The following is a 14,626-nucleotide window of genomic DNA, read 5'->3' on the forward strand; positions in this document are numbered from 1 at the left end:
ATCAGGTGCTAGCATAGCGCCACCATTCTGACCGCTTTCTCAACGCACTGCGGTCGAGCATTAGAAGCAGCGCCATGACCGAGCAAGAAGATCCCAGTCGCGATCGCCTCAAGAATCACTTCGCACAGCGGGTGATCCACCAGGCACGACATCTTCTGGAAGTCTGGCAGCGCCTGCAGCGCGCCGAGTGGACCAGCGCCGACCTCACCGAGCTGACCGAGGCCAACGCCTACCTGCTGCGCTACGCGGAACGCTTCGAACAGACCGAACACACCCAGCTGGCCCTCGGCATCGCGGGCTGCCTGCGCGCCATCCAGGCCAACCGTGGCCGCCTCTCCAGCGACCTGATCACCGAACTCAGCCAGTTGATGCAGCGCCTTTCGCGCACCGGCCTACGCCATGGCGACCAACTGGAACAGACCTTCCTGCCGCCCCTGCGCAAGCCGGTCTACCTGGCCCTGCAGGACCAGGAGCGGGCTCAGCGCCTGGCCCAGCAGATGGACTTCTTCGGCCTCTTCGTGCAGACCTGCGACAGCGCCAACGCCTTCCGCGCCGCCATGGCCGAGCGCCATCCGGCCGCCATCGTCATGGAAGTGGATTTCGCCGGGCGCGGCCTCGGCCTGGAGCTCGCCCTGGAGGCGCAGAAAGGCCTGGAGCACAAGCTGCCGGTGCTGTTCTTCAGCCATGAGGAAACCGATACACCGACCCGCCTGGCCGCCGTGCGCGCCGGTGGCCAGGAGTTCTTCACCGGCGCCCTGGACGCCTCCAGCCTGCTGGAGAAGATCGAGACCCTGACCCGCACCGCCCACTACGAGCCCTACCGGGTGCTCATCGTCGACGACTCCAAGGCCCAGGCGATGCACACCGAGATGGTGCTCAACAGCGCCGGCATCGTCACCCAGGCCATCACCGAGCCGGCCCTGGCCATGGGCGCGCTGGCCGAGTTCCAGCCGGACCTGATCATCCTCGACATGTACATGCCCGAGTGCCTGGGCACCGAACTGGCCAAGGTGATCCGCCAGCACGAGCGCTACGTCAGCGTGCCGATCATCTACCTCTCGGCCGAGGACGACCTGGACAAGCAGCTGGATGCGATGAGCGAAGGCGGCGACGACTTCCTCACCAAGCCGATCAAGCCGCGCCACCTGATCGCCACGGTGCGCACCCGCGCCAAGCGCGCCCGCAGCCTCAAGGCGCGGATGGTGCGCGACAGCCTCACCGGCCTGTTCAACCACACCCACACCCTGCAGCTGCTGGAGGACGCCCGCTCGCGCGCGCGCCGCGACGGCACCCCGCTGACCTTCGCGATGATCGACATCGACCACTTCAAGAAGGTCAACGACACCTACGGCCACCCCATGGGCGACCGGGTGATCAAGAGCCTGGCGCTGTTCCTCAAGCAGCGCCTGCGCAAGACTGACCACATCGGTCGCTATGGCGGCGAGGAGTTCGCCATCGTCCTGCCCGACACCGACCTGCAGGCGGCGCAACGCGTGCTCGACGAGATCCGCCGGCGCTTCGCCGAGATCCACTACCCGGAGCAGCCCCACGACCTGTCCTGCACCTTCAGCTGCGGCATCGCCGAACTGCGCGACGGCGCCGACGGCAACCTCCTGTCCAAGCAGGCCGACGAAGCGCTCTATCGCGCCAAGCACGGCGGCCGCAACCGCGTCGAACTGTTCAACTGACAGCGGCCGGGCAGCGTGACGCAGTTCACGCTGTCATCAGGCTGAAACCGGACCGCAATATCTTTCAGGGCCTGTCCGTTATGTAGTCGGTCGAAGCCCCGATGCGCCTGAAACAGCTCACCAATCTCAACACCCTGCTCCTGGTCACCGTCTGCCTGGCGCTCGGCGTCACCCTCTGGTGGTCGCAGCGTGCCCTGGAACGCCCCTACCAGGTGATGGAGCAGTACATGGACCTGGCCCAGCGCTTCCAGCGCGATGTCAGCGCCAACATCGAGGCCTACCTCGCCAGCGGTGACGCCCTGCGCCACAGCGCCGCGACCCGGAGCCTGGACGAACTCGACCAGCGCATGGCCCAGTTGCCGCCGCAGCTGGCGACCACCCTGCGCGCCAGCATCGACGACCTGCGCGCCTTCAGCAGCGACCAGCTGCTGGCCGCCGGCAAGCTGGCCGGCGACCCGCAGGGCCTGCTGCTGCAGGCCGAACGGGAGATCGATGGCGCCCTGGAACAGTTGGCCCGCTACGCCGACGAAGGCGACGCCGCCCAGGCCGCCGACTACCGCAAGCCCCTGCTCGCCGCCGCGCAGCACCTGACCCGCCTGGCCCACGCCCGGGCCAAGCTGGTGGAAAGCGGCCGTGACGAGCTGGCCGCCGATGTCGAGCGCGAGCTGGCCGCCCTGGCCCAGGAATCCGCACGGCTCGACGCCCTGCCGCTGCTGGGCCTGGCCGATGCCTCCAGCTCCGCGTCGGACGACTTCGCCGCGATGATGGGCCTGGCCGCCGATACCCAGGAAAAACAGGCCGAGGACAGGGGCATCGCCCTCAAGCGCGACCTGGGCAGCCTGCTCAAGCGCTACCCGGCCGAGCTGCAGCGCACCCGCCAGTTGATCAGCAGCCGCGCCGAACTCGCCGGCACCACCCGCGCCCGCCTCGACGCCCTGCGCCAGGCCCTGGCCGCGCTGGAGCCGCTGGTGCGCTCCGAACACGGCCGCATCCAGGGCGAGGTGCGCCTGATCCAGGGGCTGATGATCGGCCTGATCCTGCTCATCGCCCTGGCCGTGGACCGCATCCAGCGCAACCTCACCCGCGTGCTCGGGCGCCTGGTGCAATACCTCTCCGCCTGGGCCGCCGGTGATTTCAGCCAGGCCATCGCCCTGGATTCGAAGATCGACGACCTGCGCGGCATCGAACAATCCCTGGGCCGCCTGCGCGCCTACCTGGGCGAGCTGGTGGGCACCATCCGCCACCACGCCGAACAGGTGGCCGGCAGCAGCCATACCCTGGCCGAGCTCAACGGCGGCCTGCACGCCGGCGCCGAGCGCCAGGCCGGCGGCACCGCGCAGATCCGCGACGCCCTGGGCGAACTCGAAGCGACCATCCAGCAGGTGGCCGGCGATGCACGCCAGGCCGCCGCCGCCAGCCACGACGCCGGACGCGCCGTGGAGCAGGGCCAGCGCATCATCGGCCAGAGCCTGGAGGGCATGCACAGCCTGGTCGGCGAGGTGCAGGGCAACGCCGTGGCCATCGAGCGCCTGGCCCAGGAGTCCGCCACCATCGAGAGCGTGCTGGTGGTGATCCGCGGCATCGCCGAGCAGACCAACCTGCTGGCGCTCAACGCCGCCATCGAAGCGGCCCGCGCCGGCGAGCAGGGCCGTGGCTTCGCCGTGGTCGCCGACGAGGTGCGCACCCTGGCGCAACGCACCGCCGGCGCCACCGGGGAAATCCAGGAACTCATCGGCCGCCTGCAGACCGCCGCCCACCAGTCGGTGCAGGGGATGCGCGCCCAGGTCGAGCACGCCGAGGCCACCGCTGCCCGCGCCGCGGCCGCCGACGGCGCGCTGGACGAGATAGTCGCCGCCATCCGCACCATAGCCGACACCGCCGGGCAGATCGCCGAGGCCACCGCCAACCAGAGCGGCGCGGTCACCGAGATCCGTGGCTACAGCGAGGAGATCCACCAGCTCGGCGACGACAACCTGCAACGCATCGGCCGCAGCCGCGACCAGGCCGAGCAGCTGCTGCAGCTCGGCGGCGACCTGACCCGCGCGGTGCAGGCCTTCCGCGTCTGACCCCTGCGGCGACGTGTCGCGGGCGGCGGCGGTGAACCCCGCTGCCGCCGGCCCGCCCGGCGCCACCGTGCCACGACCACCGGGACGGTCGAGAAAACCGCTTACAGGATCGGCGCTGCATGGCGGCGGCCGGCTCCGCTATCATGCCCGGCACCTTCGCCTGCCGAGACTTCCATGCGCCGTCTGCTGACCCTGATCCTGCTGCTGGTCGCCCTGCCCGCCAGCGCCGGGCTGCTGGATAACCGCCCCAGCTCCACCCTCGGAGCCGCGCTGAACAACAGCAAGGACTTCCTCCCCGTGCGCGAGGCCTTCCGCCTCAGCCTGGTGGACAGCTCGCCGACCTCGATCAAGCTGCGCTTCACCAACGCCGAGGGCTACTACCTCTACAAGCACCGCTTCCAGTTCCGCACCGAACCGGCGGACATCGCCCTGGGCGATGCGCAACTGCCGGCCGGCAAGCACAAGACCGACGAATACTTCGGCGACGTGGAGGTGTACTACGAAGTCCTCGACGTCGACCTGCCGCTGAACAACCCGTCCAAACGCCCCTTCAAGCTGCTGGTGACCTACCAGGGCTGCGCCGACAAGGGCCTGTGCTACCCGCCGGAAACCGAGACCCTGCAGATCGGCGACGCCCCGGCGGCGCTGGAGGGTGCGATCCCGTCCGAGGGCAAGGGCTGGAGCTGGCACGAGCTGGCGCTGTTCTTCCTCGCCGGCCTCGGCCTGACCTTCACCCCCTGCGTGCTGCCGATGCTGCCGATCCTCTCCGGCGTGGTGCTGCGCGGCCAGGTGGGTGGCAGCCGCGGCCTGGTGCTGTCGCTGGCCTACGTACTGCCGATGGCGGCCTGCTTCGCGGTGCTCGGCGCGCTGATGGGCGTGTTCGGTGCCGAACTGAACCTGCAGGCGCGCCTGCAATCGGCCTGGGTGCTGGTGCCCTTCGCCGCCTTCTTCGCGGTATTCGCCCTGGCCATGTTCGGCCTCTACGAGCTGCGCCTGCCGCAATTCATCAGCGGCCCGCTGGATCGCCTGGCGGGCAACACCCGGGGCGGCTCGATCTGGGGCGCGGCGGCACTGGGGGTGTTCTCCAGCCTGCTGGTCTCGCCCTGCGTGTCGGCCCCGCTGGCCGGTGCCCTCCTCTATATAAGCGCCAGCGGCGATGCCCTAGGCGGCGGCCTCAAGCTGTTCGTGCTCGGCCTCGGCATGGGTGCGCCCCTGGTGCTGTTCGCCGTGGGCGGCGGCACGCTGCTGCCGAAGTCCGGCAACTGGATGGTCGCGGTGCGCAACGCCTTCGGCGTGCTGCTGCTGGCCGTCTCGGTGTGGCTGCTCGAGCGCGTGCTGCCCGGTCCGCTGTCCCTGGCCCTGTGGGGCCTGCTGGCCGGCGGCGTGGCACTGTTCCTCGGCGCCCTGGAATTCACCCCGAAAACCGCCCGCCAGCGCCTGGCACAACTGGCCGGGCTGGTGCTGCTGGTGTATGCGGTGGCCGCCTGGACCGGCGCCCTCAAGGGCGAGTCGGACCCGCTGCGCCCCCTGGGCCGCCCGGGCGCGGCGACCGTCAGCGCCAGCGCCGCCGGTGCCTGGCAGACCGTCACCACCCCGGCCGAACTGGCTGCCGCCCAGGCCGAGGCCAAGGCCGCCGGCAAGCCGCTGCTGCTGGACTGGTACGCCGACTGGTGCATCAGCTGCAAGGTGATCGAGCGCGAGGTGCTGACCGCCCCCGAGGTGACCGCCCAGTTGGGCGCCTATCGCCTGGTGCGCTTCGACATGACCGCCAGCACACCCGAGCAGCGCGCCCTGCTGGACCGCTACAAGCTGTTCGGCCCGCCCGCCATCCTGTTCTTCGCCCCCGATGGTGACGAATGGTCGGAATCGCGTGTCGTAGGTGAGATCAACGCGGCGGACTTCGCCGCCAGGCTGCAGGGCGCTGCCCAGCGGCTCTGAGCCGGATTTTCACAAATCTGCCGCAAACTACGGGCATCGTGTCGGCTACTACCGGCATATGGACAGCCTCTCGGGCTTTCCTGCATAGTCCCGCCTGGCCCCCAATAAGGAAGACATCGCATGGCCACCCTGCTCGTTCTGCACGGCCCCAACCTCAATCTGCTGGGCACCCGCGAACCCGACAAGTACGGCGCCACCACCCTGGCCGAGATCAACCAGGACCTGGAGCGCAGGGCCCGCGAAGCGGGCCACCACCTGCTCTACCTGCAGAGCAACGCCGAGTACGAACTGATCGATCGCATCCATGCCGCACGCAACGAGGGCGTGGACTTCATCCTGATCAATCCCGCCGCTTTCACGCATACAAGTGTCGCCCTACGTGACGCGTTGCTCGCGGTGAGCATCCCATTCATCGAAGTGCACCTCTCCAACGTGCACAAGCGAGAACCTTTCCGCCATCACTCCTACTTCTCAGACGTTGCAGTGGGAGTGATTTGCGGTCTTGGCGCCACCGGCTACCGCCTGGCCCTGGACGCGGCGCTTGAACAACTTGAACGCCCCTGACCTCACCCTTGGGAGTTGATAATTAATGGATATCCGTAAAGTCAAAAAACTGATCGAGCTGCTGGAAGAGTCCGGTATCGACGAGCTGGAGATCCGCGAGGGCGAAGAGTCCGTGCGCATCAGCCGCCACAGCAAGCAGGCCGCCATGGCCCAGCCGATCTACGCCGCCGCCCCGATGGCCGCCCCGGCACCGGCCCCGGTCGCTGCCCCCGCCGCCCCGGCGGTCGAAGCCGCTCCGGCCGCCAAGAAGCTCAACGGCACCGTGGTGCGCTCGCCGATGGTCGGCACCTTCTACCGCGCCGCCTCGCCCACCTCGGCGAACTTCGCCGAAGTCGGCCAGACCGTTAAGAAGGGCGACATCCTGTGCATCGTCGAAGCGATGAAGATGATGAACCACATCGAGGCCGAAGCCAGCGGCGTGATCGAATCCATCCTCGTGGAGAACGGCCAGCCGGTTGAGTACGACCAACCGCTGTTCACCATCGTCTGAACCGCGGAGAGCTGAGATGCTGGAAAAAGTCCTGATCGCCAACCGTGGCGAGATCGCCCTGCGCATCCTGCGCGCCTGCAAGGAGCTGGGCATCAAGACGGTGGCGGTGCACTCCACGGCCGACCGCGAACTGATGCACCTGTCCCTGGCCGATGAGACCGTATGCATCGGCCCGGCCCCGGCTGCGCAGTCCTACCTGAACATCCCGGCGATCATCAGCGCCGCCGAAGTGACCGGCGCCACGGCGATCCACCCGGGCTACGGCTTCCTCGCCGAGAACGCCGACTTCGCCGAGCAGGTGGAGAACTCCGGCTTCGCCTTCATCGGCCCGAAAGCCGATACCATCCGCCTGATGGGCGACAAGGTGTCGGCCAAGGACGCCATGAAGAAGGCCGGCGTGCCGACCGTACCGGGCTCCGACGGCCCGCTGCCGGAAGACGAAGCGACCGCCCTGGCCATCGCCGAGGAAGTCGGCTACCCGGTGATCATCAAGGCCGCCGGTGGCGGTGGTGGTCGCGGCATGCGCGTGGTGCACAGCGCCGACGAGCTGATCAAGTCGGCCAAGCTGACCCGCACCGAAGCCGGCGCGGCGTTCGGCAACTCCATGGTCTACCTGGAGAAGTTCCTCACCAACCCGCGCCACGTCGAAGTGCAGGTCCTCTCCGACGGCCAGGGCAACGCCATCCACCTGGGTGACCGCGACTGCTCCCTGCAGCGCCGCCACCAGAAGGTGCTGGAAGAAGCCCCTGCTCCCGGCATCGACGAGAAGGCCCGCGCCGAAGTGCTGGCCCGCTGCGTCCAGGCCTGCGTCGAGATCGGCTATCGCGGTGCCGGTACCTTCGAGTTCCTCTACGAGAACGGCAGCTTCTACTTCATCGAGATGAACACCCGCGTCCAGGTGGAGCACCCGGTCACCGAGATGGTCACCGGAATCGACATCGTCAAGGAGATGCTCAGCATCGCCGCGGGCAACAAGCTGTCGATCAAGCAGGAGGACGTGGTCATCCGTGGTCACGCCCTGGAATGCCGGATCAACGCCGAGGACCCGGACAACTTCATGCCCAGCCCCGGCAAGGTGCAGTACTTCCATGCACCCGGCGGCAACGGCGTGCGTGTCGACTCGCACCTGTACAGCGGCTATGCGGTTCCGCCGAACTACGACTCGCTGATCGGCAAGCTGATCACCTACGGCAAGGACCGCGACGAGGCCATGGCGCGCATGCGCAACGCCCTCGACGAGCTGGTGGTGGACGGCATCAAGACCAACATCCCGCTGCACCGCGACCTGACTCGCGACAAGGGTTTCCGCAAGGGGGGCGTGAACATTCACTACCTCGAGCACAAACTGGGCAAGAAGTAAGCCCGGCAACCCTGGAAGGGCCGCATAATGCGGCCCTTCTTCATTTCACGCGACGGATCGCCATGTCCCTGAAGTCACGCATCCTGGCCATCGGCCCGGCCTTCGGCGAAGCCTTCATCTGCCTCGCCCTCGCCCTGCGCAGCAGCCTGCGCCCCGGCATCCTGCTGCGCTCCTCCGGCCTCTGCCTGCTGACACTGGTGTTCTGGAGCTGGGTCTTCTACGCCCACATCGAAATCATTCTCAAGGTCGCCGGGCTGCTCTCGTTCTTCGTCGTCTCCGGTGCCGCCATGCTCGGCCTCATCCCCAGCCTCACCGGCGGCCCGGCCACCATCAGCGGCATGGCCGGCATCGCCCCGGCGGTGGCCCTGATGCTGGTGTATTCCGCTTTCCTGGCACTGGCCATGGTCGGCGTGCTGTTCGTCGCAGCCACCGTCATCAGCATCCGCCTGGCCCTGCGCTGGGTGTTGATGGGCAGCCTGCGCGAGCGCGCCCTCAAGCCCTACCCGGGCCTGGCCGCGCGCAGCCCGGCGGCCAGCGACCTGTTGCGCGCCGGTCGCTACCACCTGGGCCCCTGGCTGGGCATCGGCCTGGGCCCGCTGCTGTGCCTGGCGATACCGGTGATAAACGGCGTGCTGCTGATCATCCTGCTGGGCTACCTCAACGTGCGCTTTCTGGTGCCCGCCGCGCTGTCGGGCCTCGCCAGCGGCGCCGAGCAGATGCAGGCGGTGCGCCGCCAGCGCGGGGCGATGATCGCCTTCGGCCTGCTCATCCTGCTGCTGGCGATGGTGCCGGTGCTCAACCTGCTGCTGCCCGCCCTGCTCGGCGGCGGCGCCTGCCACCTCGCCTATCGCGGCCTCGACCGCCCGGAGCGCCCGGCTGGCGCGGCATCAGAGCCTCAAGTAAGCTTGCCCGCCCCATGAAGCATCACTTTCACGCCGCATCGAGGTTCCGCCATGCCCTGGTTACAAGTCCGTCTCGCCATCACCCCGGATCAGGCGGAAACCTATGAAGACGCACTGCTGGAAGTCGGCGCCGTCTCCGTGACCTTCATGGATGCCGAAGACCAGCCGATCTTCGAGCCCGACCTCGGCACCACCCCGCTCTGGTCCAACACCCACCTGCTGGCCCTGTTCGAGGCCGATACCGACGAGACCAACCTGGTCGCCCACCTCGAACTGCTCACCGGCGGCGCGCTGCCCGAGCACCAGATCGAGCGCATCGAGGACCAGGACTGGGAACGCAGCTGGATGGACAACTTCCAGCCCATGCGCTTCGGCCGCCGCCTGTGGATCGTGCCCAGCTGGCACGAAGCCCCGGAGCCGGACGCGGTGAACCTGCTGCTGGACCCGGGCCTGGCCTTCGGCACCGGCACCCACCCGACCACCGCGCTGTGCCTGGAATGGCTGGACGGCCAGGAACTGGACGGCTGCGACCTGATCGACTTCGGCTGCGGCTCCGGCATCCTCGCCATCGCCGGCCTGCTGCTCGGCGCGCGCCAGGCGGTGGGCACCGATATCGACCCGCAAGCCCTGGAGGCCTCCCGCGACAACGCCTCGCGCAACGGCATCGACCCGGCCCTGTTCCCCGTCTACCTGCCCGCCGACATGCCGCAACAGCAGGCAGACGTGGTGGTGGCCAACATCCTCGCCGGCCCCCTGGTGTCCCTGGCGCCGCAGATCACCGCGCTGGTCAAGGCCGGCGGCCGCCTGGCGCTGTCGGGCATCCTCGCCGAGCAGGCCGAGGAAGTCCGCGCCGCCTACGCCGACGCCTTCGTCCTCGACCCCACCGCCGACAAGGACGGCTGGGTGCGCATCAGCGGCGTACGTCGCTGAACAGAGCATGAGCAGACCCGCGCCAGCGCGTTGCCGAGTTGGTAGACTGGCGCCTTGTTTCGCACGGACCGCCGCATGACCGAAAGCTTCGTCACCCAGTGCCCCCATTGCCAGACCAGCTTCCGTGTGAGCCGCGCCCAGCTGGGCGCAGCCCAGGGCGCCGTGCGCTGCGGGGCCTGCCTGCACGTGTTCAACGCCGCCAAGCAGCTGCTCGGCGCGATGCCGCCCAGCGAGCCGAAGCCCACCACGCCCGCCCCACAGGCGCCACGCCCTGCCGCGCCGGCTCCCGCGAAACCCGCAACCCCCGCGGCCCCGGCAGCACCTGCGCCCACGGCGCAGCCGGCCAGCCCGGTGCCCAGCGTCGCCGCCCTGCTCAAGACGCCGCCGCCCCCCACCGCCGCACCGCCGGGCAAGACCGCCGACAAGAACACCCTGTGGATTCACGACGACCTGGACCTGGACAGCCTCGACCTGGACGAGGAGCTTGCCAAGCTGGAGCAGGAAGAGCTCAAGCTGTCCCAGGAATTCCTCGCCCTGCAGGCCGCCCCCAAGCCGGGCGAGCAGCTGTACGGCCAGCGCGACGAGGTGACCGACCGGCATGACGAGCGCTGGGCCGAAGCGCTGCTGCGCGAGGATGCGCCCCGCGCGCCCTCCCCCGCACCGCGCCCCGTGCAACCGCCCGTCAGTGAAAGCCAGCGCCCCAGCGAGCCCGCGGTTCCGCCACGCAAGGAGCCCGCCCTGTCGCTCGACGACGAAGCGGACGATGAACCGGTGCCGAGCTTCGGCCTCGCCGCCGACCGGGAAGACCCCGAGGAAACCCCGCCGCCGCGCGCGGCCCTGTCCGCTGCGGACGATGAAGACGAGGACCTCGATGCCCCAATCGCCCCGCCGACCCGCAACGCTCCGCGCAACGAGCCCGGCCTGCGCGGCAGCAACCTGCTGGACATCGACGACGAGCCGCTGCAACTCGACTGGCAGCAGCCGAAGAAGCCCTGGGGCCGCTGGATCGGCTGGGGCCTGCTGAACCTGCTGGGCGCCGTCGCCCTGGCCGGGCAGTACGTCTGGTACCACTTCGACGAACTGGCGCGCTCCGACCAGTACCGCCCCTGGTTCGAACAGCTGTGCCCGGAATTCGGCTGCCAGCTGCCGTCCAAGGTCGACATCGCGCTGATCAAGAGCAGCAACCTGGTGGTACGCAGCCACCCGGACTTCACCGGCGCGCTGGTGGTGGACGCCATCCTCTACAACCGCGCGCCGTTCTCCCAGCCCTTCCCGCTCCTGGAATTGCGCTTCGCCGATATCAGCGGCCAACTGCTCGCCAGTCGTCGCTTCAAGCCGAGCGAGTACCTCGCCGGCGAGCTCGCCGGGCAGTCCGAAATGCCTCCGCAGACGCCCATCCACATCTCCCTGGACATTCTCGATCCGGGCACCAAGGCCGTGAACTACAGTCTCAGCTTCCACTCTCCCGAGTGACCCGCCGGCGACGCCTCGACGTCGCCGGCGCCGCCGCCAGAACCGCCGGCGATAAGCTCCTCACTGTTCAGAATTTGTTCAAAACGACCTTTATCCGGTCATCGAGAGCGGGTATCATGCCCACCCTTTTTCGAAGACCAAGATCCGGCCCCACAGGCAGGGAAGACCCATGTCGGCGGTACGCATCGGCCCATACGCACTACCCAATCAGGTGATACTCGCTCCCATGGCGGGCGTGACCGATCGTCCGTTTCGTCTGCTTTGCCGCCGCCTCGGCGCCGGCTTGGTAGTCTCCGAAATGGTCACCAGCGATGTGCGCCTGTGGAACAGCCGCAAGTCGAAACTGCGCCTGCTGCACGAAGGCGACCCGGAGCCGCGCTCCGTGCAGATCGCCGGTGGCGACCCGCAGATGCTGGCCGAGGCCGCCGTCGCCAATGTGGCGCTCGGTGCGCAGATCATCGACATCAACATGGGGTGCCCGGCGAAGAAGGTCTGCAACAAGGCCGCCGGCTCCGCGCTGATGAAGGACGAGGCCCTGGTGGCCGCGATCCTCGAAGCGGTGGTCGGCGCCGTGGACGTGCCGGTGACCCTGAAGATCCGCACCGGCTGGGACCGGGACAACAAGAACGGCATCGCCGTGGCAAGGATCGCCGAACAGTCGGGAATACAGGCGCTGGCCGTGCATGGCCGCACCCGTGCCGACCTGTACACCGGCGAGGCCGAGTACGACACCATCGCCGCGATCAAGCAGGCGGTGTCGATCCCGGTCTTCGCCAACGGCGACATCACTTCGCCACAGAAGGCCAGAGAGGTCCTCGACGCCACCGGCGCCGATGCCCTACTGATCGGTCGAGCGGCCCAGGGGCGACCCTGGATATTCCGCGAGATCGCGCATTACCTGGAGACCGGCGAACTGCTGCCGGCGCCGGGCTTGAAGGAAATTGAACAGATCCTGCTGGAGCACCTGGCCGCACTGCACGCCTTCTATGGCGACCTGATGGGCGTACGCATCGCCCGCAAGCATGTCGGCTGGTATCTCGCAACCCTGCCGGGCGCCAGGGAGTTTCGCGCCCAGTTCAATCGTTTGGAGTCCACGGACGCGCAGTGCGCCAACGTTCGAGAGTTTTTCATCGAACGTCACAACGACGGAGAACAGGCCGCATGACGACGATGACCGAGAATTTTTTTGATGGGGCAACACCCGTGAGCGACAACGCCAACCTTAAACAGCACCTGACGACACCGACCGCCGAAGGCCAGACCTTGCGCGGCAGCGTCGAGAAGGCCCTGCACAACTATTTCGCCCATCTCGAGGGCGCCGCGGTCACGGATGTCTACAACCTGGTGCTCTCCGAAGTGGAAGCCCCGCTGCTGGAGTCCGTGATGAACTACGTCAAGGGCAACCAGACCAAGGCGTCCGAGATGCTCGGCCTGAACCGCGGCACCTTGCGCAAGAAGCTCAAGCAGTACGACCTCCTTTAAATGCAGCTGGAAGCTGAAAGCCTGAAGCTGGAATGCACGTGGCTTCGGGCGTCTGACTTCGAGCTCCCAGCTCCAGGCTTCCGGCTCCACCCCTGACATCCCCCTGCACGATGGCCTCCAGATGACCGACCAGACCACCCGCCTCCCCGTTCGCCGCGCGCTGATCAGCGTCTCCGACAAGACCGGCATCCTCGACTTCGCCCGCGAACTCGTCGCCCTCAACGTTGAGATCCTCTCCACCGGCGGCACCTACAAGCTGCTGCGGGACAACGGCATCGCCGCCGTGGAAGTCGCCGACTACACCGGCTTCCCGGAAATGATGGACGGCCGCGTGAAGACCCTGCACCCGAAGATCCATGGCGGCATCCTCGGTCGCCGCGCGCTGGACGGTGCGGTCATGGAACAGCACGGCATCAAGCCGATCGACCTGGTGGCGGTCAACCTCTACCCCTTCGAAGCCACCGTCGCCAAGCCTGACTGCGACCTGGCCGACGCCATCGAGAACATCGACATCGGCGGCCCGACCATGGTCCGCAGCGCCGCCAAGAACCACAAGGACGTCGCCATCGTGGTCAACGCCAGCGACTACGCCGGCATCGTCGAATCCCTCAAGGCCGGCGGCCTGACCTACGCCCAGCGCTTCGACCTGGCCCTCAAGGCCTTCGAGCACACCTCGGCCTACGACGGCATGATCGCCAACTACCTGGGCACCATCGACCAGGCCCGCGACACCCTGTCCACCGAGGCACGCGGCGCCTTCCCGCGCACCTTCAACAGCCAGTTCGTCAAGGCCCAGGAAATGCGCTACGGCGAGAACCCGCACCAGAGCGCGGCGTTCTACGTCGAGGCGAAGAAGGGCGAGGCCAGCGTCTCCACCGCCATCCAGCTGCAGGGCAAGGAACTGTCCTTCAACAACGTGGCCGACACCGACGCCGCCCTGGAATGCGTGAAGAGCTTCGTCAAGCCGGCCTGCGTCATCGTCAAGCACGCCAACCCCTGCGGCGTCGCCGTGGTACCGGAAGACGAAGGCGGCATCCGCAAGGCCTACGACCTGGCCTACGCCACCGACACCGAATCCGCCTTCGGCGGCATCATCGCCTTCAACCGCGAGCTGGACGGCGAAACCGCCAAGGCTATCGTCGAGCGCCAGTTCGTCGAAGTGATCATCGCCCCGAAAATCTCCGCTGCCGCCCGTGAAGTGGTGGCCGCCAAGGCCAACGTGCGCCTGCTGGAATGCGGCGAGTGGCCTGCCGAGCGCGCCCCGGGCTGGGACTTCAAGCGCGTCAACGGCGGCCTGCTGGTACAGAGCCGCGACATCGGCATGATCGCCGCGAGCGACCTGAAGATCGTCACCCAGCGCGCCCCGAGCGAGCAGGAGATCCACGACCTGATCTTCGCCTGGAAAGTGGCCAAGTTCGTCAAATCCAACGCCATCGTCTACGCCAGGAACCGCCAGACCGTCGGCGTCGGCGCCGGCCAGATGAGCCGCGTCAACTCCGCCCGCATCGCCGCCATCAAGGCCGAGCATGCCGGTCTCGAGGTCAAGGGCGCGGTCATGGCCTCCGACGCCTTCTTCCCCTTCCGCGACGGTATCGACAACGCCGCCAAGGCCGGCATCACCGCCGTGATCCAGCCGGGCGGCTCCATGCGTGACAACGAAGTCATCGCCGCGGCCGACGAAGCCGGCATTGCGATGGTGTTCACCGGCATGCGCCATTTCAGACACTAACAGC

At 68.0% G+C, this 14,626-nt stretch carries 12 protein-coding genes; all 12 read left to right on the top strand.

The genetic code is table 11. From position 1 onward, the window contains the following. Positions 1 to 74 precede the first annotated feature (74 nt). The 12 genes from HSX14_RS27145 (at position 75) to purH (ending at position 14,622) form a co-directional block, all read left to right on the top strand. Positions 75 to 1,688 carry a response regulator gene (locus HSX14_RS27145; protein WP_173171525.1) on the top strand — a complete coding sequence of 538 codons (1,614 nt, stop codon included), beginning with the start codon at positions 75 to 77 and terminating at the stop codon, positions 1,686 to 1,688. Between the two features lie 1,478 nt (positions 1,689 to 3,166). Further along, on the top strand, positions 3,167 to 3,754 hold the full coding sequence (locus HSX14_RS31760) for a methyl-accepting chemotaxis protein (protein ID WP_373874607.1): 588 nt from the start codon (positions 3,167 to 3,169) through the stop codon (positions 3,752 to 3,754). Positions 3,755 to 3,928: 174 nt separating this feature from the next. Next, on the top strand, positions 3,929 to 5,692 hold the full coding sequence (locus HSX14_RS27155) for a protein-disulfide reductase DsbD (RefSeq protein WP_173171521.1): 1,764 nt from the start codon (positions 3,929 to 3,931) through the stop codon (positions 5,690 to 5,692). A gap of 120 nt (positions 5,693 to 5,812) precedes the next feature. Further along, positions 5,813 to 6,256: a type II 3-dehydroquinate dehydratase gene (aroQ, locus tag HSX14_RS27160; RefSeq protein WP_173171519.1), complete on the top strand. Its 444-nt coding sequence runs from the start codon at positions 5,813 to 5,815 to the stop codon at positions 6,254 to 6,256. Between the two features lie 25 nt (positions 6,257 to 6,281). Continuing rightward, positions 6,282 to 6,746, top strand: coding sequence for an acetyl-CoA carboxylase biotin carboxyl carrier protein (gene accB / locus HSX14_RS27165; RefSeq protein WP_173171517.1), 465 nt, complete (start codon positions 6,282 to 6,284; stop codon positions 6,744 to 6,746). 16 nt (positions 6,747 to 6,762) lie between these two features. Further along, positions 6,763 to 8,106, top strand: a complete 1,344-nt coding sequence (gene accC / locus HSX14_RS27170; protein ID WP_173171515.1) for an acetyl-CoA carboxylase biotin carboxylase subunit — start codon at positions 6,763 to 6,765, stop codon at positions 8,104 to 8,106. A 62-nt stretch (positions 8,107 to 8,168) separates the two neighbouring features. Continuing rightward, the gene (locus HSX14_RS27175; RefSeq protein ID WP_173171513.1) at positions 8,169 to 9,026 is read left to right on the top strand and encodes an EI24 domain-containing protein; all 858 of its coding nucleotides are present in this window, start codon (positions 8,169 to 8,171) and stop codon (positions 9,024 to 9,026) included. A 33-nt stretch (positions 9,027 to 9,059) separates the two neighbouring features. Then, a complete protein-coding gene (prmA, locus tag HSX14_RS27180; protein ID WP_173171511.1) occupies positions 9,060 to 9,938 on the top strand; it encodes a 50S ribosomal protein L11 methyltransferase in 879 nt (292 codons plus the stop codon). A gap of 75 nt (positions 9,939 to 10,013) precedes the next feature. Next, the gene (locus HSX14_RS27185; RefSeq protein WP_173171509.1) at positions 10,014 to 11,411 is read left to right on the top strand and encodes a DUF3426 domain-containing protein; all 1,398 of its coding nucleotides are present in this window, start codon (positions 10,014 to 10,016) and stop codon (positions 11,409 to 11,411) included. Positions 11,412 to 11,580: 169 nt separating this feature from the next. Next, positions 11,581 to 12,576, top strand: a complete 996-nt coding sequence (gene dusB / locus HSX14_RS27190) for a tRNA dihydrouridine synthase DusB (RefSeq protein ID WP_111264730.1) — start codon at positions 11,581 to 11,583, stop codon at positions 12,574 to 12,576. Then, positions 12,573 to 12,893 (top strand): DNA-binding transcriptional regulator Fis, encoded by a 321-nt coding sequence (fis, locus tag HSX14_RS27195; protein WP_031288889.1) that lies wholly within the window; start codon positions 12,573 to 12,575, stop codon positions 12,891 to 12,893. Before dusB ends, fis begins: the two co-directional genes overlap by 4 nt. Before the next feature lie 121 nt (positions 12,894 to 13,014). Further along, positions 13,015 to 14,622 (top strand): bifunctional phosphoribosylaminoimidazolecarboxamide formyltransferase/IMP cyclohydrolase, encoded by a 1,608-nt coding sequence (gene purH / locus HSX14_RS27200; protein ID WP_173171507.1) that lies wholly within the window; start codon positions 13,015 to 13,017, stop codon positions 14,620 to 14,622. Positions 14,623 to 14,626 lie beyond the last annotated feature (4 nt).

The sequence above is a fragment of the Pseudomonas tohonis genome (genome assembly GCF_012767755.2).
In the GTDB taxonomy this organism is placed as follows: Bacteria; Pseudomonadota; Gammaproteobacteria; order Pseudomonadales; family Pseudomonadaceae; genus Metapseudomonas; species Metapseudomonas tohonis.